Origin of the sequence: Kitasatospora sp. NPDC057904, assembly GCF_042887925.1 — a bacterium.
GTDB lineage: Bacteria > Actinomycetota > Actinomycetes > Streptomycetales > Streptomycetaceae > Kitasatospora.
Window position 1 is genome coordinate 14,484 of sequence record NZ_JBHVOL010000011.1, and the last position, 21,330, is coordinate 35,813.

At 73.6% G+C, this 21,330-nt stretch carries 22 protein-coding genes; 9 read left to right on the forward strand and 13 right to left on the reverse strand.

The window, feature by feature from the left end; translation table 11 throughout:
• Positions 1-414: 414 nt before the first annotated feature.
• The 3 genes from ACFVSN_RS26105 to ACFVSN_RS26115 form a co-directional block, all read right to left on the reverse strand.
• Positions 415-1,257 (reverse strand): ketose-bisphosphate aldolase, encoded by an 843-nt coding sequence (locus ACFVSN_RS26105; RefSeq protein ID WP_387596361.1) that lies wholly within the window; start codon positions 1,255-1,257, stop codon positions 415-417.
• Between the two features lie 145 nt (positions 1,258-1,402).
• Positions 1,403-2,083, reverse strand: a complete 681-nt coding sequence (locus tag ACFVSN_RS26110) for an ROK family protein (RefSeq protein ID WP_387596364.1) — start codon at positions 2,081-2,083, stop codon at positions 1,403-1,405.
• 231 nt (positions 2,084-2,314) lie between these two features.
• Positions 2,315-3,166, reverse strand: coding sequence for an SIS domain-containing protein (locus ACFVSN_RS26115; RefSeq protein WP_387596464.1), 852 nt, complete (start codon positions 3,164-3,166; stop codon positions 2,315-2,317).
• A gap of 376 nt (positions 3,167-3,542) precedes the next feature.
• Here ACFVSN_RS26115 and ACFVSN_RS26120 point away from each other — a divergent pair, with 376 nt between their 5' ends.
• From ACFVSN_RS26120 to ACFVSN_RS26130, 3 genes are read left to right on the forward strand one after another with little or no spacing between them, the layout of a single operon-like run.
• Positions 3,543-4,802 (forward strand): extracellular solute-binding protein, encoded by a 1,260-nt coding sequence (locus ACFVSN_RS26120; RefSeq protein ID WP_387596367.1) that lies wholly within the window; start codon positions 3,543-3,545, stop codon positions 4,800-4,802.
• Positions 4,799-5,719: a carbohydrate ABC transporter permease gene (locus ACFVSN_RS26125; protein WP_387596370.1), complete on the forward strand. Its 921-nt coding sequence runs from the start codon at positions 4,799-4,801 to the stop codon at positions 5,717-5,719. Before ACFVSN_RS26120 ends, ACFVSN_RS26125 begins: the two co-directional genes overlap by 4 nt.
• Positions 5,695-6,537 carry a carbohydrate ABC transporter permease gene (locus ACFVSN_RS26130; RefSeq protein ID WP_387956771.1) on the forward strand — a complete coding sequence of 281 codons (843 nt, stop codon included), beginning with the start codon at positions 5,695-5,697 and terminating at the stop codon, positions 6,535-6,537. Before ACFVSN_RS26125 ends, ACFVSN_RS26130 begins: the two co-directional genes overlap by 25 nt.
• Before the next feature lie 18 nt (positions 6,538-6,555).
• On the opposite strand, the gene ACFVSN_RS26135 is transcribed toward ACFVSN_RS26130, so the two are convergent.
• Both ACFVSN_RS26135 and ACFVSN_RS26140 read right to left on the reverse strand, forming a co-directional pair.
• A complete protein-coding gene (locus tag ACFVSN_RS26135) occupies positions 6,556-7,314 on the reverse strand; it encodes a DeoR/GlpR family DNA-binding transcription regulator (protein WP_380445145.1) in 759 nt (252 codons plus the stop codon).
• A 148-nt stretch (positions 7,315-7,462) separates the two neighbouring features.
• Positions 7,463-7,612 carry a hypothetical protein gene (locus ACFVSN_RS26140; protein WP_380445144.1) on the reverse strand — a complete coding sequence of 50 codons (150 nt, stop codon included), beginning with the start codon at positions 7,610-7,612 and terminating at the stop codon, positions 7,463-7,465.
• Positions 7,613-7,747: 135 nt separating this feature from the next.
• Between ACFVSN_RS26140 and ACFVSN_RS26145 the strand changes: the two genes are divergently transcribed.
• Complete coding sequence (locus ACFVSN_RS26145) at positions 7,748-9,004, forward strand: hypothetical protein (RefSeq protein WP_387596374.1); 1,257 nt, start codon at positions 7,748-7,750, stop codon at positions 9,002-9,004.
• A gap of 47 nt (positions 9,005-9,051) precedes the next feature.
• Here ACFVSN_RS26145 and ACFVSN_RS26150 read toward each other — a convergent pair whose 3' ends face one another.
• Positions 9,052-9,810, reverse strand: coding sequence for a maleylpyruvate isomerase family mycothiol-dependent enzyme (locus ACFVSN_RS26150; RefSeq protein WP_387596377.1), 759 nt, complete (start codon positions 9,808-9,810; stop codon positions 9,052-9,054).
• 45 nt (positions 9,811-9,855) lie between these two features.
• The gene (locus ACFVSN_RS26155; RefSeq protein ID WP_387596380.1) at positions 9,856-11,193 is read right to left on the reverse strand and encodes an aldehyde dehydrogenase family protein; all 1,338 of its coding nucleotides are present in this window, start codon (positions 11,191-11,193) and stop codon (positions 9,856-9,858) included.
• A 180-nt stretch (positions 11,194-11,373) separates the two neighbouring features.
• Here ACFVSN_RS26155 and ACFVSN_RS26160 point away from each other — a divergent pair, with 180 nt between their 5' ends.
• From ACFVSN_RS26160 to ACFVSN_RS26170, 3 genes are all read left to right on the forward strand, one after another.
• A complete protein-coding gene (locus ACFVSN_RS26160; RefSeq protein WP_380499115.1) occupies positions 11,374-12,030 on the forward strand; it encodes a TetR/AcrR family transcriptional regulator in 657 nt (218 codons plus the stop codon).
• Positions 12,031-12,149: 119 nt separating this feature from the next.
• The gene (locus ACFVSN_RS26165; RefSeq protein WP_359959525.1) at positions 12,150-12,344 is read left to right on the forward strand and encodes a DUF1918 domain-containing protein; all 195 of its coding nucleotides are present in this window, start codon (positions 12,150-12,152) and stop codon (positions 12,342-12,344) included.
• 50 nt (positions 12,345-12,394) lie between these two features.
• Entirely contained in the window at positions 12,395-13,141 is a 747-nt protein-coding gene (locus ACFVSN_RS26170; protein ID WP_387596384.1) for a DedA family protein, read from the forward strand.
• Here ACFVSN_RS26170 and ACFVSN_RS26175 read toward each other — a convergent pair.
• Positions 13,138-13,878, reverse strand: coding sequence for a PIG-L deacetylase family protein (locus tag ACFVSN_RS26175; protein ID WP_380507476.1), 741 nt, complete (start codon positions 13,876-13,878; stop codon positions 13,138-13,140). The two genes, ACFVSN_RS26170 and ACFVSN_RS26175, sit on opposite strands and share 4 nt — an antisense overlap.
• Before the next feature lie 170 nt (positions 13,879-14,048).
• Here ACFVSN_RS26175 and ACFVSN_RS26180 point away from each other — a divergent pair, with 170 nt between their 5' ends.
• Together ACFVSN_RS26180 and ACFVSN_RS26185 are read left to right on the forward strand one after the other, a co-directional pair.
• Positions 14,049-15,062 (forward strand): zinc-binding dehydrogenase, encoded by a 1,014-nt coding sequence (locus ACFVSN_RS26180; protein WP_387956696.1) that lies wholly within the window; start codon positions 14,049-14,051, stop codon positions 15,060-15,062.
• 90 nt (positions 15,063-15,152) lie between these two features.
• Positions 15,153-15,554: a MerR family transcriptional regulator gene (locus tag ACFVSN_RS26185; RefSeq protein WP_380445136.1), complete on the forward strand. Its 402-nt coding sequence runs from the start codon at positions 15,153-15,155 to the stop codon at positions 15,552-15,554.
• A gap of 110 nt (positions 15,555-15,664) precedes the next feature.
• Here ACFVSN_RS26185 and ACFVSN_RS26190 read toward each other — a convergent pair whose 3' ends face one another.
• Genes ACFVSN_RS26190 through ACFVSN_RS26210 form a run of 5 tightly spaced genes read right to left on the reverse strand, consistent with a single transcriptional unit; the run spans position 15,665 to position 21,128 of the window.
• On the reverse strand, positions 15,665-16,876 hold the full coding sequence (locus tag ACFVSN_RS26190) for an MFS transporter (protein ID WP_387596387.1): 1,212 nt from the start codon (positions 16,874-16,876) through the stop codon (positions 15,665-15,667).
• Positions 16,876-17,460 (reverse strand): GNAT family N-acetyltransferase, encoded by a 585-nt coding sequence (locus tag ACFVSN_RS26195; RefSeq protein ID WP_387956697.1) that lies wholly within the window; start codon positions 17,458-17,460, stop codon positions 16,876-16,878. Before ACFVSN_RS26195 ends, ACFVSN_RS26190 begins: the two co-directional genes overlap by 1 nt.
• Positions 17,457-18,749 carry a type III PLP-dependent enzyme gene (locus ACFVSN_RS26200; protein WP_387596393.1) on the reverse strand — a complete coding sequence of 431 codons (1,293 nt, stop codon included), beginning with the start codon at positions 18,747-18,749 and terminating at the stop codon, positions 17,457-17,459. The genes ACFVSN_RS26195 and ACFVSN_RS26200 overlap by 4 nt, the downstream gene beginning before the upstream one ends.
• Positions 18,750-18,769: 20 nt before the next feature.
• Complete coding sequence (locus ACFVSN_RS26205; protein ID WP_387596396.1) at positions 18,770-20,086, reverse strand: DUF6271 family protein; 1,317 nt, start codon at positions 20,084-20,086, stop codon at positions 18,770-18,772.
• A gap of 1 nt (position 20,087) precedes the next feature.
• The gene (locus ACFVSN_RS26210) at positions 20,088-21,128 is read right to left on the reverse strand and encodes a phytanoyl-CoA dioxygenase family protein (protein ID WP_387596399.1); all 1,041 of its coding nucleotides are present in this window, start codon (positions 21,126-21,128) and stop codon (positions 20,088-20,090) included.
• Positions 21,129-21,330 lie beyond the last annotated feature (202 nt).

A 21,330-nucleotide genomic window follows, 5' to 3' on the forward strand; every position in this document is an offset into this window, starting at 1 on the left:
CGGGTCGGGCCAGCTGATCGAGACCGGCACGCCGCCGTCGGGGTGGCCCTGCCAGTAGCCGGCCGGGACGTCCACGGTGATCGAGAAGCGGTCGCAGACCTTGCCGTCCGGGTCGGCGGCGGCGCTCGGGCAGTGCGCGGGGTCGGGCACGGCGCCGTTGGCGTAGGTGGGGCTCTGCCAGGTCACCGTGCGGTGGCCGGGCGAGAGCGTGCCCGCCGACGGCGTCGCGGCGCGGGCCGCGGGGACGGCGCCGAGCAGCGCGCACAGCAGCGCGAGCACGGTGGTCAGGACGCCTCGGGGGTGCGGGCGGCGTAAGCGGTGGCGCATGGACGGCATGGGGCGTGTCACCTTCCGTTCGTCGGGGGGCGTCTCGTCGGGGGGCGTCTGTGTTGGCCGCCCGTCCGCTCACCGTCCTCAGGAAGGGTTCGCCCGGAGGACGGTGAGCAGGCGGGCGACCTCGGCGGCCGTCGCGGCGCGGCCGGCCCCGAGGTAGCGGCGGGTGTCCACGAGCCGCACGTCGTCCGCGAGGGCGCGCCGGACGGAGGCGGTGAACACCCGGTTGAGCTGGGTGGCGATGTTGACCTTCGTGATGCCGTGCTCGACGGCCCGGGTCAGGTCCTCGTCCGCGACGCCCGAGGACCCGTGCAGCACGAGCGGCACCGGCACGGCCTCGCGCAGCCGCGCGATGAGGGCGAAGTCGAGGACGGCGTCCCGGGTGGCCATCGCGTGCGAGGAGCCGACGGCGACGGCCAGCGCGTCGACGCCCGTCCCGGCGGCGAAGTCGGCCGCCTCGTCCGGATCGGTGCGCACCCCCAGCGCGTGGACGCCGTCCTTGCCGCCGATCTCCCCCAGCTCCGCCTCCACCCAGACCCCGGCCGCGTGACAGCGGGCCACGACCTCGGCGGTCCGGCGGAGGTTGTCGGCGTGGGCGAGCGCGGAGGCGTCGAACATGACCGAGGAGAAGCCCAGGTCGACGGCCTCGGCGACGAGTCCGGCGGACGTCGCGTGGTCGAGGTGGACGGCCACGGGAACGGTCGCCCGCCGCGCGAGCGCGAGCGTCGCGGCGGCGACCGGCGCGAGGGCGCCGTGGTAGCGGACGGCGTTCTCGCTGAGCTGGAGGACCACCGGCGCCCCGACCGCCTCGGCCCCCGTCACGATGGCCTGCGCGTGCTCCAGCTGGATGACGTTGAACGCCCCGACCCCCCGGCCGTAGGCGACTGCGGGGGCGACGATGGCACCGGTACCGGTCAGGGGCATCGGGGACTCCTCGGGTCGGGGTGGCGGGGGCGGGGGCGGGCGACACCGGCTCCGCAGCGGCCGATCGGACACTCGCGCAGCGCGGGAAGTCGAACCGGCCGACTTCCCGCGCACGCCCCCTCCGCGCACGCCCCCTCCACGCCCGTCACGTCCCCGTCTCCGCCGCCAGTTCGCGGGCCAGGAGGGCTGCGCCCTGGCAGCCGGCGCGGGGGCCCAGTTCGGCGGGGACGATCTCGGGGACGGTCTGGAACGTCAGGCGGGCCGCGAGGGCGGTCCGGAGCGGGGCCAGGTGGAGTTCGCCCGCTTCGGCGAGGCCGCCGCCGATCACGATGCGCTCGGGGTCGAGCAGGGTGACGGCGGCGGCGAGGCCTTCCGCGAGGGCGTCGACGGCCTCGCGCCAGACGGTGACCGCCGCGAAGTCGCCGGTGCGGGCGCGTTCGGCGACCTCCTTGGCGTCCGTCCCGGTGCGGCCGGTCCTGCGGGTGTAGCGGCGGGCGATCGCGGCGGCCGACGCGACTGTCTCCAGGCAGCCCCGGCCGCCGCACCCGCACGGTTCGCCGGCGGCGAGTTCCACCGGGAGGTGGCCGAGTTCACCGGCCTTGGCGTGGCTGCCGGTCAGCGGGCGGCCGTCGACGACCAGGGCCGCCGCGACGCCGGTGCCGACCGGGACGAACAGGAAATTGCCGCTGCCCCGACCGGCCCCCAGGCGGGCTTCGGCGAGGCCGCCGGCCCGGACGTCGTGGGCGAGGGCGACGGGGACGCCGAGTTCCTCCGCGAGCCGGTCGCGGACGGGCAGCCGGTGCCAGCCGAGGTTCGCGGCGAGCACCGACCGACCGGCCGGCCGGCTCGTCGACGATGCCGGGGATCGCGACGCCGGCCGCCACCGGGCGGTAGTGGTCGGCGAGTTCGCGGGCGGTGGCGAGCACCGTCGCGAGTACTGCCTCCGGGCCGTGCTCGGCGCCGGTGGGGCGGCGGGTGGCGGCCCGCAGGCGGCCGTCCGGGCCGGCCGCGCCGCCCTTGACCCAGGTGCCGCCGACGTCGAGCGCGATGACCGTGGTCACGGCCGGGTGAGGACGATCGACCGGGTGAGGTGGCGCGGCCGGTCGGGGTCGAGGCCGCGGGCCTTGGCGAGTTCGACGGCGAGCCGCTGGGCGCGGATCAGGTCGGCGAGCGGGTCCAGGCCGGTGACGGAGGTGGTCGCGCCGATCTCGCGGACCTGGTCGAGGAGTCCGGCCGGCGGCTCGCCGAAGAACCAGACGACGGTGTCCGGAGCGGTGACGCTGATCGGGCCGTGCCGGTACTCCATCGCCGGGTAGGACTCCGTCCACGAGCCGGAGGCCTCGCGCAGCTTCAGCGCCGCCTCGTGCGCGAGACCGACGGTCCAGCCGGTGCCGAGGAAGGTGAACTGCCGTGCGTCGAGGGCGCCTTCGGGCAGGTCGGCGGCCAGCGCCCGTTCGGCCTGGGCGGGCAGGTCGGCCGGGGCGTGGCCGAGCCGGGCGCGCAGCAGGGCGAGGGTGGTGGTGGCGAAGCGCGTCTGGACCACCGACTCCTCGTCCGCGAAGGCCAGGTCGACGACGGTGTCGGCGACGGCGCTGATCGGGGTCGTGGGGTCGCCGGTGATCGCGGTGCGGGGTGTGCGGTCGGCGCGCGCGAGCGCGGTCAGCACCTCGGTGGTGGTTCCGGAGCGGCTGAGGGCGAGGAGCCGGTCGTAGCGGCGGTCGGCCGGGTACTCGGAGGCCGGGAAGGCGTCCGTCTCGCCGTGGCCGGCGGCCTCGCGCAGCGCCGCGTAGGCCTGGGCGACGTAGAGCGAGGTGCCGCAGCCGATGACGGCCACCCGCTCGCCCGGTTCGGGCAGCCCGGCCGGGTCCAGTTCCGACGCCCGCCGCCAGCAGTCCGGCTGATCCGCGATCTCACGCTCGACGTGACTCCGATTGACGTGACTCTGGTTGACGTGACTCCGGTTGACGTGACTCTGGTTGACGTGACTCACAAGGGCCTCCCCGCCTACGGCGCCAACAGCTCCCACGGCACTTCTGCTCAAATCTGCCGCACTTCACGCCCAACAGATCAAGATTGAGCAACCGGCGGCGAGGCTACACGCAGTTCCAGTCACACGGAAGGGTGCCTTCTCGCCACGGCCCGTACGGCAACACTTCGATAACGCGCCCGTCATGGCCATCGCCAACGGGGCACACTCTGGGCACGCTACTGATCGAACTTGATTGGTGATCTGCGCGATCGCACAACTTCACGCAGTTCGTAGACTCGCAAAGGCGGTCCTGCACATGAAGCGGCCTCTCCTCGCCCTGTCGGCGGCCACCCTGGCCGGCACGCTCGCCCTGTCGGCGTGCAGCAAGGGCTCCGGCTCCGGCGGCACGTCCGCCGACGGCGTCACCACGATCCGGTTCGTCGCCGCCGACTACGGCTCCAACGGGCAGAACCCGAGCCAGGCGTACTGGCAGGGCGTCATATCCGCGTTCGAGCAGCAGAACCCCAAGGTCAGGGTGGACCTCCAGGTCATCAACTGGAACGACCTCGACACCCAGGTCAAGACCATGGTCCAGAACGGCAACCAGCCCGACCTCCTGCAGACCGGCGGCTACGCCGACTACGCGAAGAACGGCATGCTCTACCCGGCAGGCGACGTCCTCTCCGCAGCCACCGCCGACGACTTCGTCCCGGCCCTCGCGAAGGCCGGCGTGCAGGACGGCACCCAGTACGGCGTCCCGTTCGTCTCCAGCGCCCGGATGTTCCTGATCAACAACACGCTCTTCCGCAAGGCCGGTCTCGACCCCGCCAATCCGCCGAAGACCTGGGACGACGTCACCGCCGCCGCGACCGCCCTCAAGAAGGCGGGCGTCGAGGTGCCGCTCGGGGTGCCGCTCGGCAAGGAGGAGGCGCAGGGCGAGTCGTTCATCTGGATGCTCGGCAACCACGGCGGCTACCAGGACGCGGGCGGCAAGTACGCCATCAACTCCCCCGCCAACGTGGCCACGTTCACCCAGCTGAAGTCCTGGGTCGACGCGGGCCTGACCGAGCAGAGCCCGGCGGCCGTCAACCGCACCGACCTCACCAAGGACTTCGCGTCCGGCAAGGTCGGCATGCTCAACGGCATCCCCACCCTGCTGGGCGACGTCAAGACCATGGACGTCAGCTGGACCGCGATGCCCGGGAAGGACGGCGCGAGCCCGTCCACGCTCGGGGTGGCCGACTGGGTCATGGCCTTCAAGAAGGGCGGCCACAAGGAGCAGGTCAAGGCCTTCCTCGACTTCGCCTACGCCAAGGACAACGCGGTGAAGTTCGCCAAGGAGTACAGCCTGCTGCCGGTCACGAAGTCCGCGCTCACCGCCCTCCAGGCCGACCCCGACGAGCAGGCGCTCGCGCCCTTCCTGCGCATCCTGCCGACCGCCACCTTCTACCCGCTCAGCGACCCGACCTGGCCGGGCGTCTCGGCCCAGGTCAAGACGCAGATCGGCACCGCCGTCAGCGACCCGAAGAAGGCGCTGGACGCGCTCCAGCAGGCCGCCGTCCAGGCCGGCCAGTGACCGTGCCGCACCCACCGCGCCGCCGGGACCCGCTGCGCCACCGGGACCCCCTGCGCCGTCTCGGCCCGGTGCCGTGGATCGCGCCCGCCGTCCTGCTGATCCTCGCCGTGGTCGTCTGGCCGGTGGTGGAGATGGTCCGCACCTCGCTGCGGCGCATCGACACCACCGGCACCGACCACGGCGCGGCCGGCCTGGCCAAGTACCGCAAACTGTTCGCCGACCCGCGCCTGCCCGAGGTCCTCGGCTGGACGGTGCTCTGGACGGTCGCCGTCGTCGGCCTGACCATGCTGCTCTCGCTCGCCCTCGCCCAGCTCTTCAACCAGGAATTCCCCGGCCGACGGATCACCCGCTGGGCCCTCATCGCCCCCTGGGCCGCCTCCGTCCTCATGACCGCGATCGGCTTCCGCTGGATGCTCGACCAGGTCGCCGGCGTCCTCAACCGCCTCCTGCTCGACCTCGGCCTCATCGACCGCCCACAAGCCTGGCTCGGCGACGCCACCCACGCCAAACCCTGGCTCATCGCCGTCGCGGTCTTCGTCTCCCTCCCCTTCACCACCTACACCCTCCTCGCCGGCCTCCAGACCATCCCCACCGAGGTCTACGAAGCCGCCCGCGTCGACGGCGCCACCCGCCGCCAGACCTACCGGCTCGTCACGCTGCCGCTGCTGCGCCCGGCCTTCCTCGTCGCCCTCGTCGTCAACCTCATCAACGTCTTCAACTCCTTCCCCGTCATCTGGGGCATGACCCAGGGCGGACCCAACGCCGACACCGCCACCACCACCGTGTTCATGTACATGCTGCGCGGCTACGACGTCGCCGAATCCGCCGCCATGTCCGTCGTCAACTTCGCCGCCGTCATCGTCATGGTGCTGCTCTTCCTCAAGGTCAGCCGCTGGAACGAGGAGCAGGGCCAGTGAAACGCTTCGACCCCCGTACCCTGCTGCCGGCCGCCGCCGCCTGGGCGCTGGCGGCCCTGTTCCTGCTGCCGTACCTGGAGATGCTCGTCACGGCGGGCCGCCCGGCCGGCGAGCTGCGCGACAACGGCTACCTGCCGGACCACTTCAACTGGTCGTCGTTCACCGCGGTGTGGCGGGACACGACGCTCGGCCAGAACCTCCAGGTGACCCTGGTGGTCGCGGGCGGCTCGACGCTGCTGGTGCTGCTGGTCGCGCTGCCCGCCGCGTACTACACGGCGCGGGTCCGCTTCCGGGGGCGCCGGGCGTTCCTGCTGCTGGTGCTCGTCACGCAGATGTTCCAGCCGACGGCGCTCCAGGTGGGCCTCTACCGCGAGTTCTACGCGCTCGACCTGCTGGACACGGTCCTCGTGCTGGTGCTCGCCAACGCCGCGTTCAACCTGGCGTTCGCGATCTGGATCCTCAGCGCCTACATCGCCTCCATCCCGGTGGAGCTGGAGGAGGCGGCCCGGATCGACGGCACCGGGCGGCTGGGCGCGCTGTGGCGCGTCACGCTGCCGCTGGCGCTGCCGGGGGTGGTGACAGCGGTGATCTTCACGTTCATCGCGGCCTGGAACGAGTTCATCATGGGCCTGACCCTGACGACCTCCCCGGACCGGCAGCCGCTGACCGTCGGGATCAACAACATGATCGGCGCCTACAGCGTGCAGTGGAACCAGGTGTTCGCCGCGTCGCTCGTCGCGATCGTGCCCGTCGTCGTCCTGTTCGCGGTGATCGAACGGCACGTCGTCTCGGGCCTGACCGCCGGCTCGGTCAAGTAGCCGCCCCCGCAGCGGCGTTCACACGCGCTGGACGCGCACCCCGCAGTCCGCGATGGCCTTCTCCTGGGCGTCCGTCATGCCGGTGTCCGTCACGATGTCGTGCACCTCGGCGAGCGGGCAGATCGACGCGAAGGTGACCCGGCCGACCTTGGTGCTGTCCGCCAGGACCACCGACCGCGCGCTGCCGCGCAGGAACGCGCGGTCGGTCTGGGCCTCCATCTCGTCGTGCGTCGTGCAGCCCTCGTGCGGGGTGAGGCCGTCGACGCCGACGAACGAGACGTCGAAGTGGTAGTGGGAGAGCATCCGTTCGGCCGCCGGGCCGATCAGCTCGTAGCTCGCCGAGCGGGCGATGCCGCCGATCACCACCAGGCGGATCTCGGGGCGGACGATGAGCTCGGCCGCGACGTTGACGGCGTTGGTCACGACGGTGACGCCGCCGCGCTCGGCCAGCACCCGGGCGAGCTCGCTCGTCGTCGTGCCGCCGGTGAGGCCCACGACCGCGCCCTCGGGCACGAGTTCGGCCGCGGCGCGGGCGATCCGGCGCTTCTCCTCCTGCTGCTTCTCGCTGCGGTGCCGCAGCGGCAGTTCGAGATTGACCGCCCCGGTGACGGCCCCGCCGCGGGTGCGGTGCAGCAGACCCTGGTCGTGCAGCTCCTGGAGGTCCCGGCGGACCGTGGCCCCCGACACCCCGAGCAGCCCGGCGAGCGCGTGCACGTCCGCGCTTCCCGCCTCCGAGATGTGGGACAGGATCCGTGCGGCGCGATCAGCTTTGAGCATGACCGGAGTGTAGCCCCGGGGCACGACACCTGCGCAGCCCTGGGCGATTCCCGAACGACCGGCCGGACAGCCCGGGATCGCGACCTGCGCGAAGCTGCGCAATTTGCCATGGACTGATCAATATCGAACACGGCGGGACGTCCGTCCATTACCTGCGGAGCGCCAGCCACCCGGCCGTCACGCTGACCGCGGGTCCGAGCAGCAGGACCAGCCGGCGCGGGCGGGACTGGAGGGTCAGGCGGAAGCCTCCTACCCGGAACTCCAGGAACGGGCGCGGGGAACGTCGCTTTCGGCGCACTCGAATCTCCGTAGACGGTACCAACGGGGGACGGTCCCATCACAATGGCCAGCACGGTGGTTGCGTCAGGTCGCAACGGCATCGTGCGTCGGCCCGACGCAAGATGCCGGCCGCACAACACGGAGGAGGCACGGCGTGACGCGGGAGCAGATGCCCGCACCACGGGGGTTGTCCCCGCTGGACGAACGGCTGTCGGAGCCGGAGCGGCGCTGTGCGCAGCGTCTGCGGGAGTTGCGGGGACGCATCGGGCTCTCGTCGGAGGAACTGGCCGGGCGGCTGAGCGGCGACGGACTGCGGGTCGACCGGACCCGCCTGTCGAAGTTCTTCAACGGCCGTGAGGTGCCCCGTCGGGAGCTCGCCGCGCGGCTCCACGAGCTGATCGCCGAGCAGGAGGGCACCTGCGTCTCCCCCGAGGAGGTCGCGGCGACCCGGGCGTTGATGTACGCGGCGGCCCGCGCGCGAAGCCCGCTCCAGGCCCGCGAGTTCGAGCTCGCCGACGCCCGCGAGGACCTCGACCTGCACCGCGCCCAGGCGCTCCGGGAGATGGACGGCCTCCAGCAGGAGCTCCGGGACGAACGCGAGCTCCGGCGGAACGCGGAGGAGGCCCTGGAACACCTGACCTCCCGAAGCCGGGAGGAAGTCCGCGGGTTGACCGAGCAGCGGGACGCCGCTCTCGACCGCATCGCACAGCTGGAGGACCAGATCCGCCAGGCCGGAGCCGTCCTGCGCCTGCGCGAGGTGTACGCCCGGACCCTCGACGAGCTCACGCGCGCGACGAACGCCGAGCTCGAACTGCGGGAGAGGGGCGGCACGGGCGATCTGACGGGCATGTGCGAGGCGGTCTCCTACCTGCGGGACGCCGACCAGGACGAGGCCGCGGACAACCTCATCGAGCAGGTCGCGCTCGGCCACCCGGTCCGCGACGTCATGGCCCTCGCCCGGGAGTTCAGGGACCGGCGCCGCCTGCACGACGGGATCACGGTCGAATACGCCCTCGCCTGCGTGCGCCGGCCGATCGACCTCTTCCGCTGGATCGCCGACCAGGACGAGCCGAGCGGGGAGCGGTCGGGCCTCCTGACCGCCATGGCCAGCTCCGCGCCCGTCGGGCACCTCGTCCGGTTCCACAAGGCTTGCGAGGAACACGGGAACGCGGGTCTGGACATCGATCTGCTCCGGGCGATGGCCAGGAATCAACGGACGGTCCCGGAGGACGACGACGGCGACGACGACTTCTGGACGACGGACCTCCGGAACCGCCTCGCGGGCTACCTGCAGGCGGCCGCCGAGGCGGAGCACGCGGCTACCGAGGCGGAACAGCCTGCGACCGGGGCGGAGCAGCCGGCCGCCGTGCCGGCCGTGCCGGACGGGCCGATGAGCGGCGCGAACGCCTGAGGCGACCGGCGGTGGGGTCCACCGACCGGCGGACCCCACCTGGCCGGTCAGAAGGCCGAGTTGGCGAACCAGAGCGCGAGCAGCGCCTCGTCGCCCGCGACGGCGACGCCCTCCGAGGCGCGGTCGACCCGGCCGTACAGGAGGAGCAGCAGGTCGGCGGCGGTGGCGGAGACGGTCGCGTCGGCCGGGACGTGCGCGGCGTCGCGGTCGAGGCCGAAGCCGTCGGGGCGGAGGCGGACGAGCCAGGTGCCGTCGCCGTCGGTGCGGGCGAAGCGGATGGTGCGGTCCTCGGCGCGGAGCTCGGCGGTGCCCGGGGCGAAGAAGACCGCGTACGGCAGGTTGGTGAGGAATTCGTCGACGCCGTCGGCGGCGAGCTCCGGGGCGATGTCCGCCTTGCCGCCGAGGGCGAGCTCGGCGTCGACGCGGTGGACGAGGGTCTCGAACAGCATCCGACGCACCCAGAAGCGGGCGTGCTGGTCGGCGCCCCAGGCCCACATCGGGGCGTCGAGGTCGGTCGCCGCGAAGGCCTCGCCGGCCTCGGCCGCCGCGTCGGCCAGCCAGTCGGGGAACGCCTCGGCCCGCCCGGGCAGCTTGAGGTCCACGTCCCGGCTGGTGGGCCGCTCCTGGATCCGCTGCCGCAGCAGGACGGTGAACCAGCGCTGGACGCTGCCCGCGTGCTGGACGAGGTCGGCGAGGGTCCACCCGGGGGTGGTGGGCACCGGGGTGGCCGGGTCGGCGGCCCGCACGGCGCCGACGAAGCGGGCGGTCTCGGCGGCGACGGCGGCGCTGTGGTCGAGCGGGGTCATCGGTGTGGTCTCCAGGGAGGTGGAAGGGGTGAGGGGCTCAGGGGCTCAGACGAGGGGCTTGTCGACGACGGCCTTGAGGTGGCTGAACGTGTCGATCGAGTACTCGCCGTGGTAGCGGCCCATGCCGCTCCCGCCGACGCCGCCGAACGGCAGCTCGGGCATCGCCAGGTGCAGGACCGGCAGGCCGAAGTTGAGCGCGCCCGACGACGTCTCCTCGGCCAGGCGGCGCTTGGTCTCGGCCGACTCGGTGAAGGCGTACAGGGCGAGCGGCTTGTCGCGCTCGTTGATGAAGGCGATCGCCGCGTCCAGGTCGGGGACGGTGAGGACGGGCAGGATCGGGCCGAAGATCTCGTCCCGCATCACCGGGGCGGTGGGCTCGACGTCGGCGAGGACGGTCGGGGCGAGGTAGCGGGCCGCGCGGTCGTGGGCGCCGCCGGTGACCGTCCGGCCGTCGCCGAGGAACGCGGTGAGCCGGTCGAAGTGGCGCTCGCTGACGATGCGCCCGTAGTGCTCGGCCGCGGCCGGGTCGTCGCCGTACAACTCGTGGACGGCGGCGGCGAGTTCCTTCTCCAGCTCGGCCGCGGTGTCGCCGACGGCGAGCACGTAGTCCGGGGCGACGCAGGTCTGGCCGGCGTTGAGGAACTTGCCGCGGGCGATCCGGCGGGCGGTGACGGCGAGGTCCGCGCCGGGCTCGACCACGACCGGGCTCTTGCCGCCGAGTTCGAGGGTGACCGGGGTCAGGTGCCGGGCCGCGGCGGCCATGACGATGCGGCCGACGGTGCCGTTGCCGGTGTAGAAGATGTGGTCGAAGCGCTGCTCCAGCAGCGCGGTGGTCTCCGGGACGGCGCCCTCGACGACGGCGACGGTCTCGCCGAGGTAGCGCGGCAGCAGCTCGGCGATGGCCGCGGAGGTGGCCGGCGTGAGCTCGCTGGGCTTGACGACGGCGGCGTTCCCGGCGGCCAGGGCGCCGACCAGCGGCGAGAGGGCCAGCTGGAGCGGGTAGTTCCACGGCGCGATGATCAGCACGACGCCCAGCGGGTCACGGACGACGGTGGCCTCGGCGGGCCGGAACGGCTCCGGGACGGCGGCCGGGCGCGGGCGCAGCCACTCGGCCAAGTGCGCGACGGTGTGGTCGAGTTCGTTGAGCGTGAAGCCGATCTCGCTGCGGTAGGACTCGGCGGCGCTCTTGCCGAGGTCGGCGCGGAGGGCCTCCTGGAACACCTCGGCCTGCTCGGTGAGCAGGGCGCGCAGGGCGGCGAGCCGGTCGAGGCGGTCGGCGAGCGGGCGGGTGCGGCCGGTGTCGAACGCGGCCCGCAGCCGGGCGACGGCGGCGGGGATGTCCTCGGCGGAGGCGTGGGCGGAGGGTCCGGACAGTGCGGTCATGGGGTTCTCGCGGTCCTTCGGGATGGCTTGCGCACATCGATGTTTCATCACTTGAAGCAATACCGACGCTAGACGTGAAAGGTTGAGTTTGTCAATCATTTCCCCGGGGTCCCGCGCGGGGTCCCGCCCCTCCCCCCGTTGATTCGCCCCCACCTGGCCGAATGCGGCACAGTGAGCCCTATGAGCGCGAACACGTGGAGTCACGTACCCCCCGGACGGCGCAAGCCCGTCCAGCAGCGCAGCCAGGAGCGGTACGGCCGCATCCTGGACGCCTGCGCCGGGCTGCTCGACGAGGTCGGCCCCACCGCGCTCACGACCAAGGAGGTCGCCGCCCGCGCCCAGGTGCCGATCGGCACCCTGTACCAGTTCTTCGCCGGCAAGGAGGACCTGCTCGCCGCGCTCGCGAGCCGCAACCTCGACCACTACCTCCAGCGCCTGGACGGCCGGCTCGCGCAGGCCGCCCCGGTCGGCCCGGCCCGCTTCACCGACCTCGCGGTGGAGGAGTTCGTCGCGATGAAGCGCGCCGTGCCCGGCTTCGGGCAGCTCGACTTCGGGCTCGCCGGCGCCGCCGTCCCGTCCGGTCTGCGCGACGAACGGCACCTGCTCGACGCGGGCGTGGACAACAACACCGCCGTCGCGCTGCGCCTGCAGGCGCTCGGCGGCGAGCTCTTCGCGGCGAGCGACCCGGCCGCCCTCACGCTCGCCCTGCGGGTGGCTCTGGAGGCCGCCGACGCGGTCCTCAAGCTGGCCTTCCGGGGCGACCCGGACGGGGACCCGGCGCTGATCGCCGAATGCAAGCGGTTGGTGCGCAGCTACCTGGCGGAGCAGCTCGCGTAGCACCACGCGGGCCCCGTCCCGTCCCGTCCGCCCGAGCCGTTGCGGGGCCGCTCACCGCGCAGCACAGTGGAAGGCAGACCGGCCGCCGACGCGGCCACCGCGACCCGAGGAGCAGACCCATGCACGCGGCAGTAGGTGACCAGCTCCACATCCACAGCAGGTCGGTGGGCATGACGGACCAGAAGGGCGAGATCATCGAGGTGCGCGGCACGAACGGCGAACCGCCGTACGTGGTGCGCTTCGAGGACGGCCACGAGGGACTCGTCTACCCGGGCCCCGACTGCAACATCGAACCCCGTCTGGCGGACCGCTGACCGACGCACCCGCCGCCCCGCCCCCGACCCGGGCGAGGTGGTGAGGAGCGGTGTCCACCCCCGCGACCCCGCTGCCCGGGGCACTGGCCGGGCTCGCGCCACTGCTGGACCACTACGGGTACCTGGCGGTGGCGCTGCTCGTGCTGCTCGACAACTGCGTCATCCCGGTGCCCGGGCAGACCATCCTCGTGCTCGCCTGCGTCTACGCCGGCACCGGGCACCTCGACTTCGCCGCCGTCCTGGTGATCGCCTTCGTCGCCGCGACGCTCGGCAACTCCCTCGGCTACCTGATCGGCAGCACCGGCGGGCGCGCGTTCGTCCACCGCTGGGGCCGGTACGTGCTGCTCACCCCCGCCCGGATGGAGCGCGCGGACGGCTTCTTCGCCACGCACGGCGGGAAGGTCGTCGCGGTGGCCCGCTTCGTGGACGGGCTGCGCCAGACCAACGGCATCATCGCCGGGACCACCGAGATGCCCTGGCGGCGGTTCGCGGTCTTCAACGTCATCGGCGCGGCGCTGTGGACGGCCGCGTGGGGGACGTTCGGGTTCGTCGCCGGCGCCAACATCGGCACGGTGTACCGCACGGCGATCCGCTACCAGCTCTGGTTCGCGGTCGGGCTCGGGGTCCTCGTCGCCGCCCTCCTGGCGCGCCAGGTGGTGCGCTACCGGCGCCGGCGCCGCGAGGGCACCGAGGACTCCGAGGGCTCCTCCGAGGGCACCGAGGACTCCGAGGACGGCACGAACGAGGACGGCACGAACGAGGACGGCACGAACGAGGACGGCACGAACGCGGACTAGCGCAGCGGGAACACCTCGAACGGCACGGCGAAGCGCACCCCGAGCCGGCTGCCCGCGCCCCGGCCGAAGCCCTCCAGGAACTCGCGCGGGTCCGCCATCGGGCCGCCCAGCCCGGCGAGGTACGCCTTGTGCTCCCGCAGCGAGGCGACGCCCAGGTCGAAGGTGTCCGTGGTGTCCACCGCGTGCCGTGCCCCCGGCGAGGCGGCCGCCCAGACCTGCCGGACGCCGTTCCACGGCTCGTACCCCTCCTCGGCCAGCTCGCGGAACACCCACCGGTTGCCCGCGTCCCGGACGGCGTCCAGGGTGGCCCGGCCGACGGCGACGTGGTCCGCCTGGTTGAGCATCGTCCCGCCGTACGTCTCGCGGAAGTTGCTCGTGATCACGATGTCCGGCCGGTGCCGGCGCACCGCGCGGGCGATGTCGCGGCGCAGCGGCAGCCCGTACTCCAGCACGCCGTCCGGGTGGCCGAGGAACTCGACGGTGTCGACGCCGACCACGGCCGCCGAGGCGATCTGCTCGGCCTCGCGCAGCGGCCCGCACTCCTCGGGGCCCATCGAGTCGATCCCGGCCTCGCCGCTCGTGACCATCACGTAGACCACCTTCTTGCCCTGCCCCGTCCAGCGGGCGACGGCGGCGGCCCCGCCGTACTCCATGTCGTCGGGGTGCGCGACGACGGCGAGCGCCGTCCCCCAGTCCTCGTCGACGGGCTCGAACGGCTCGGGCGCCTGCTCGTTCATGGCGGTACTGCCTCTCGGTGCGGCTCTGGATCTCGTACACGCGTTCCACGGCGACTCTAGAAGACGGCCCGTCAGAGCGCTTCCCGGGCTTGCCCCTGACCCGCACGTCAGGGTTTAGCGTCCCGGCACCGCGGCGGAGAGCCCGCCGCGCCCGCCCGAGGAGGCCCGCCATGGCCCTGCCCGCCACCACCCGCGTCGTCCGGCTGACCGCCGACCCCGCCGGACTGCCCGAGCCCGGGCACTTCGCCGTCGTCGAGGAGCCGCTGCCGGCCCCCGGACCGGGCGAGGTGCTGGTCCGCAACCGGGCCTTCCTGGTCTTCCCCGGCCTGCGCACCCTGATCGGCCGCGAGGCCGGCGGCCTGCCGCTGCCCCCGATCCGGCCCGGGGACGCGCTGTTCGGGCCGGCCCTCGGCGAGGTGCTGACCGCGCCCTCGGACGGCCCGCTGCGCCCGGGTGACCTGGTCACGCACATGCACGGCTGGCGGGAGCACGCGGTCGCGGACGCCACCGCGTTCACGCCCGTCGGCGCCGGCCTGCCGGACCCGGTCGCCCTGCTCTCCCCCGGCGTCGCGGCTTACGGCGGGCTGGCCCGCACGGCCGGGGTGCGGGAGGGCGACGTCGTACTGGTGACCGGCGCGGCGGGGGCGGTCGGCAGCCTGGCCGGCCGGGTGGCCCGGCTGCTCGGCGCGGCCCGGGTGATCGGCACCACCGGCTCGCCCGCCAAGGCCGCCCGGCTCACCGCCGAGTTCGGCTACGACGCCGTGCTGGTGCGCGGCGGGCGGCCGTTCGCGGAGCAGCTCGCCGGGGCCGCGCCGGACGGGATCGACGTGCTGCTGGACACGGTCGGCGGCGAGCAGCTGACGGCCGCCGCGGCGGCGGCCCGGCCGGGCGCGCGGTTCGCCCTGGTCGGGGCGCTGTCGGGGCAGCTCGCGCCGGACGGGCGGGGCGGCACCGCCCCGACGGTCCTGGACGGCCTCCCCTTGATCGTCAAGGGCGTGACGCTGCGCGGATTCCGGGGTGCCGACCACCCGGGCCTCGACGCCGAGTGGCGCGAGCGCTTCGGCGCCTGGCTGCGCGCGGGCCTCATCTCCTTCCCGCACACGCGGATCGCGGGCATCGATCGGGCGCCGGCGGCGTTGCGTCGGTTGATCGACGGGGACGCCTTCGGGGCCCTGATCGTCTAGCTCTAGGCGAGCTGTAGGCGGCCGGCAGTCGACCTGCAGGCGACCTGCAGGCGAGCGGTGGACGTGCACGGTGACGGCGGGAGGACGGGAATGCGGATCGGCGACGCCGCGGCGGCGGCGGGCACCACGCCCAGGGCGCTGCGCTTCTACGAACAGCGGGGCCTGCTCAGCCCACCGCCCCGCTCGCCCTCGGGCCAGCGCGAGTACGGCCGGGCCGAGATCGTCCGGATCCGGGCGATCCGGGAGCTGCTGGCACTCGGCCTGACCGTCGAGGACGTCGCCGCCCGCGCGCACCGGCTCGACCTGCTCGACACGGACGCGCCGCACCGCTGCGCCGGCGAACCGCCGGCACCGGAGACCTTCGCCCCGGTGGTGGCCCGCCGGCTGGCCGCGCTGGACGCCGAGATCGCCCGGCTCACCCGCCTGCGCGACCGGCTGGCCCGGCACGCCATCACCGGGACCGCCGTCGGGCCGGCCCCGGCGGACGGCTGAGCACGGACGGCTGAGCACGGGCGCCGCGGAACGGGCGCCGCGCAACGGGCTCGCCCGGCACGTCCACGACGGGGGCGTCGGCGTGCCGGGCGAGGTTCAGGGGGCGACCGTCAGGTCGCGTCGGGGGCGAGGCGGGCGTCGAGCGGGTCGGCGGCGGCCGGGGCGGGCCACTGGATCCGGAGGGCGCACAGGGAGACGACCCCGGCCGAGGCCGCGACGGCGGCCATGCCCCAGACCAGGCCGGCGCCGTCGGCGATGAAGCCGATCACGGCGGGGCCGGCGAGGAGGCCGGTGGTGCCCATGGCGGCCACCAGGGACAGCGCGTCGGAGCCCCGGCGGGCCGCGGCGACGTAGACGCACGGGGTGACGGCGGCGACACCGAGGCCGACGCACGCGAAGCCGAGGAGGGTCGGCACCACGCCGCCGGAGAGCAGCGCGAGGGCGAGGCCGGCGGCGGCCAGCAGGCTGCCGGCGCGGACGATCCGGCCGTCGCCGAAGCGGGTGCGCCAGCCGTCGGCGAAGATCCGGGCGAGCACCATCATGACCGAGACGACGGCGATGCCCAGCGGCGCGATGCCGGCGCTCGCCTCGACGACGTCCTTGAGGTAGAGCGCCGACCAGTCGTTCATGGCGCCCTCGGTGACGGTGCCGAAGACCATCGCGAGGCCCATCCACAGCGTCGCCATCGCGGGGAGGGCGAACCGGCGACGGTCCTTCTTCCCCGGGGCGGCCTCCTCCTGGGCGGCGGGGTCCTCCGCCAGCAGCGCCGGGCGCGCGAGCGCGACCAGCGCGACCAGCACCGCGACCGCGACGCCGAAATGCACCGCCATGGTGTCGGTGGCCGCGGTGACGGCCGAGGCGAGCAGCGCGGCCAGCAGCGAGCCCGCGCTGAACGTCGCGTGCAGGCGGGACATGGTCGTGCGTCCGAAGCGGGCCTCCAGCGCCGCGCCCTGGGCGTTCATGGCGACGTTCAGGCAGCCGACCGCGATGCCGTCGCAGAACAGCACCAGCAGCGTGACGGCGTAGTTCGGCACCGCCGACAGCGCGAGCAGCACCCCGCCGAGCGCCAGCGCGGACAGCACCGACAGCAGCCGGGATCCGACCCGCCGCATCAGCACGGCGACCAGCGGGAAGGACACCGCCGCGCCGACCCCGCAGGTCATCAGCAGCAGCCCGATCTGCGCCTCGCTCAGGTCGAGCCTGGCCTTGAGCGCGGGCACCCGGGAGACCCAGGTCGCGTACTGGAAGCCGAGGACGAAGAACAGTGCGGCGATGGCGAGTTGGTGCCGACGGAAGTCGTCGCGGACGCGGATCATGTGCATCAGCCCAGTTCGGTGGCGAGGGTGGGGACGGCGGTGAGGTCGGTGAGGGCGGGGAGGGCGTGAGCGCCGGCGGGCCGCAGCGGCATCGCCATGTAGACGGCCCCGGGCCCGTAGCTCTCCGGCAGGCCGATCTCGGGCCGGGCGCGGTAGCCGAGCCGGGCCCACACGGCCTGGGCGCCGAGGACGGCGACCAGCGAGACCGTCCGGTAGCCGGCCGTCCGCGCGGTGTCGTGCAGGTGCCGCATCAGGCGCGGCGCGAGGCCCCGGCCGCGCAACTCCTCGGCGATCACCAGGTCGTGGGCGTGCAGGTTGCTGGGCCTCGCGCCCGGCCGCGCGGCTCCCGGCCGTTCGCCGAGGCTCAGGTCCGGGCTGCGGAACAGCGGGTAGGGCAGGGCGAGCAGGTAGCCGCCGACGCCGCCGACGTGCTCCAGCACGTAGCAGGTGCCGGGCGAAGCGGCGTGCCGGGAGCGCAGCGCCTCGCGGCCCTCGGAGAGGCCGTGGTCGGCGTAGGCGCGGGCCTCCAGGGCGACGATGGCGTCCCAGTCCCCTTCCCGCACCGGGCGGATCCGGATGTCGGCGCTCACTCGCCGCCTCCTATGCAGCTGTACGGGAGCGGTTCGAAGCCGTTGAACCCGCGGGTGGCGTAGGCGGTCGCGTACGCGCCGCACGCGTGCACCCACACCGGGTCGCCGGAGGCGATCGCGCGGGGCACCCGGACGAGTCCGTCCTCCAGCGCGCGGTACGCGTCGTCGCTGTCGCAGGTCGGGCCGGCGACGACGGCATTGACGAACTGGCCACCGGGGTGGGTCGGGAACTCCAGGCGGTACTGCAGCTCGTCCATCTCGTACAGGCCGTTGAACTTGCCGCAGCTCAGGTAGAGCCAGTCCTCGCGGGTGCCGTCGAGCTGGCGGCGGGAGGTGAGCCGGGCGACGTGGGCGCGGATCGCGCCGTGGTCGGCGACCAGGTGGCGGCCGGGCTCGATGATGAACTCCACCGGACCGGAGGAGAGTTCGCGCAGCCGGTCCATGCCTTCGCGAATGACGGCGAACATCTTGTCCAGCGGCGGGTGCAGCGGCCGGCCGCTCCGGTCGAGCACCCCGAGGGCGGGCAGACCGCCGCCGAGGTTGATGGTCGCGGGCGTGATGCCCCGCCAGTTGAGCGCCTCGACGACGGCGGCCAGCGCGTCGATCGCGGCGTGCCAGGCCTCGGCGGTCATCTGCTGCGAGCCGACGTGCACGGACAGGCCGGACGGGGTCAGGCCGGCCGCGCGGGCCGCCTCCAGCACCCGGACGGCGTCCTCGGGCGAGCAGCCGAACTTGCGGCTGAGGCCCCACAGCGCACCCTCCCCGGTGGTCGCCAGGCGGCAGAACACCCGCGAGCCGGGGGCGTGTTCGGCGATCGCCTCGACGTCCTCCAGGCAGTCGGTGGCGAAGTCGCGCACGCCGAGCCGGTAGGCCTCGGCGATGTTCGCGTCGGACTTGACGGTGTTGCCGTAGTGGATCCGCCCGGCGCCCGCGCCGGTGCGCAGCGCCTGGGCGATCTCCTGCGGGGAGGCCGCGTCGAAGCCGGCGCCGAGGCCGGCCAGGCGGGCGAGGACCTCGTCGACCGGGCAGGCCTTGAGGGCGAACCGGACGTCGGCGCCCGGGAGTTCGGCCGTCAGGGCGGCGTACTGGGCGGCGATGCCGTCGAGGTCGTAGATGATCCGGTCGTCGGTGGCGGCGGCGAGCGCGGCGCGCAGTGCCGAGGGGTCGTGGACGGGGGCGGGTGCGTCGGAGCCCTGCGGGAGGGCGCCCTGGAGGGAGGAGCGGTGCGGGGCGTGCGGGTGCACGGTCGTATGGAGCTTCGCGGCCGGTTCGGCAGTCTCGCGTGACATGTGGGTGCGGCTCCTGGTCGCTAGCACGGCAGCCGGTCGGCTGGGGTGGCCCGGCTCGCCCGTACGAGCGGACCCCACGCGTCGGTCAGCAGCGCGAAGTCCTCGATGTCCGCCTGCGCCTCGTCGAGCAGGTCCGCCCGCAGGGGTGCCAGGTGGTCGGCGAACTCGGCGTACTTGCCGCCCAGTTGGCGGTAGCAGCGGTCGAGGACGGCGAGCCGTCGGTGGTTCTCCGCGCGGTCGGTCGCGGCGCTGCGGCGGGCGGCGTCGGCGATGACGTCCGCGCGCACGCGGTGGCCGGCGTCGAGCAGGGCGTCGCCGGCGGCCTCCATCTCGGAGTAGACCGGGTAGAGGTAGAGCATGGAGAGCAGGAACTTCGCGAAGCGCAGCTGGTAGGCGGTGAAGCCGGCGCCGGTGCGCCGTTCCGGCGTGTAGTAGTTGACGATGTGCCGGTTGTGGACGACGCCGGGCAGGGTCGCGTCGCGGACGAGGTGCAGGAGGAAGTAGTCGCTGCCGATGGTCGCGGTGGCGGGCGGCAGCGGGACGCGCTCGTAGACCTCGTGGTCGAGGGCGATGTTGCACATGTCGACGCGCCAGATGTCGGGCAGGTCGAGGACGGCGCGGTCGTGGGTGAACGGTTCGCTGCCGGCCCCGGCGAAGGATTCGGCGACGAGTTCGCGCCGCTCCTCCTCGGTGGCGCCGGTGGGCGCCCAGAGGCCGACGACCTCGCGGTGGACGTCGGGGTCGGCTTCGCGCATCTCGCCGATGTCGACGGAGGGTTCACCGATGAAGGAGGCGCCGACGAGGCTGACCGGCTTGTTCGCGTGGGCCGGGTCGAGGGTGTTCCCGGTGACGGATCCGGCCGCGTCGGCGGCCCGCCGGCCGAGGGTGGCGAGTTCGTGGTCGACCGGAAACACCGGTTCACCGTCGATGAGTTGGTAGCGGCTGTCGGAGTCGCGGCGGTGCACGGAGGTGCATCCGAGGGCGGCGGCGATCAGGAACGCGCGGTTGGTGCAGGCGCCGTAGGACACGGCGTCCGGCAGCATGAGCTCCAACAGGTGCTCCGCGTCCGGGAGTTCGGAGCGCGCGATGACGTCCCGCAGGAAGTCGCGCTGGGCGTCCTCGTCGAGGTGGTGGACGACGACGTGTTCCGTCGCGGGGAGCGCGGCGACGGCCTTGGCGTGCTCGTCGTACGTCGGCCCGTCCGCGGAGTCCAGGATCAGCAGGTGCACCTCGACGTCGAACGCCCGTGCCGCGTAAGCGGCTTCGGCACCGGTCGCGGCGATCGTCCCGGCGCAGGCCCGGTTGGTCGGCAGGGTCAGGCAGATTCTGCGCCGCACGCTACTCCCCCGCCCCGGCGGACTCCCCGCCGTTCCAGGACCTGAGCCCGAGCAGCTTCTCGCCCAGTTCCGTGAGCTCGGCGGGGCCGTAGCGCAGCGCCTCGGGCTTGTCGGCGTCGCCGACGAGGGTGCGGTTCCAGTCCGGCGTGCTCAGGGTGCGCCAGGAGTCGACGCGCGAGCGGCGCATGTCCTCGGCCTCCTCCAGTGCGGGCATCATCGACAGGTACTGCACGGCGCGGACGCCGGCGGCGGAGGTGTTGCGCTCGACGCCGTGGGCCAGCAGGCCGTTCCAGATCAGCAGGTCACCGGCCTGCAACTCGGGGCGGACGACCGGGAATTCGGTGCGGTCGACGTCCGGGCGGAGCGGGTCGCGGTCGGCCGGCTGGGCGGCCTGCCACGCGTTGAACCGGCGGAACAGCTCCGGGTCGCACTGGAAGCCGCCGTGGTCGGGCTCGGTGTCGTTGAGCGCGATGATGCCCTGGACGCGCTGCGGCAGCATGCCGAGCGTGGTGTCGACGTCCCAGTGCAGCTCGATGTCGAAGCCGCGGTCGGTGGGTTCGATGAGCGCGCGGTCACGGTTGCGGACGTTGGGCGGGTTGAGGTTGAGCCGGTCGAGGGTGACCCACAGCTCCTCGCAGTCCCACACGTCGACGAAGGCGTCGTAGACCCGCTGCGACTGGCGGCTGTCCCAGATCAGTTGGTGGTGGTAGGCCTCGACGAAGCCGTAGATGTGCAGGTGCTGGTCGAGTTCGTCGCGGTAGTCCCGCTCCCGGTACCAGTCCTCGGGCCGGTCCGGGGACAGGCCCTGGAAGTCCCAGGCGAAGTCGAGCAGGCGCCGGGCCGCGTCGGCCGGCACGGCCTCCTTCACGACGACGTAGCCGTACGTCCGCCAGAACTCCAGGTCCTCCTCGGACAGGACGCGCAGCGGCCGGGTCTTCCGGATGTCCCGCAGGGCGGTCTGCGCGAGGTAGGACTCTCCGTCCGCGGAGAAGTAGGGGCGTTCGGAGGCGGCCCGGTGCAGATATCCGTCAGGCTTCGGCATGAGCAAGTCACTCCATGGTTCGTGTTCGGCGCAGCGCTTCCCCGATGGACGAGTGCGGGCGCGATGGACCGGAATTCTCACCAGGTCGGGCGGCCAACTCGTCGGCGCGGCAGGGCACCTCACCCCGCCTCAGCCGTCGCCGAACGGCGCGTCACCTACGTTGGACTAGACCAACTAATGGTGTCAACCCTCAACCGCGGAT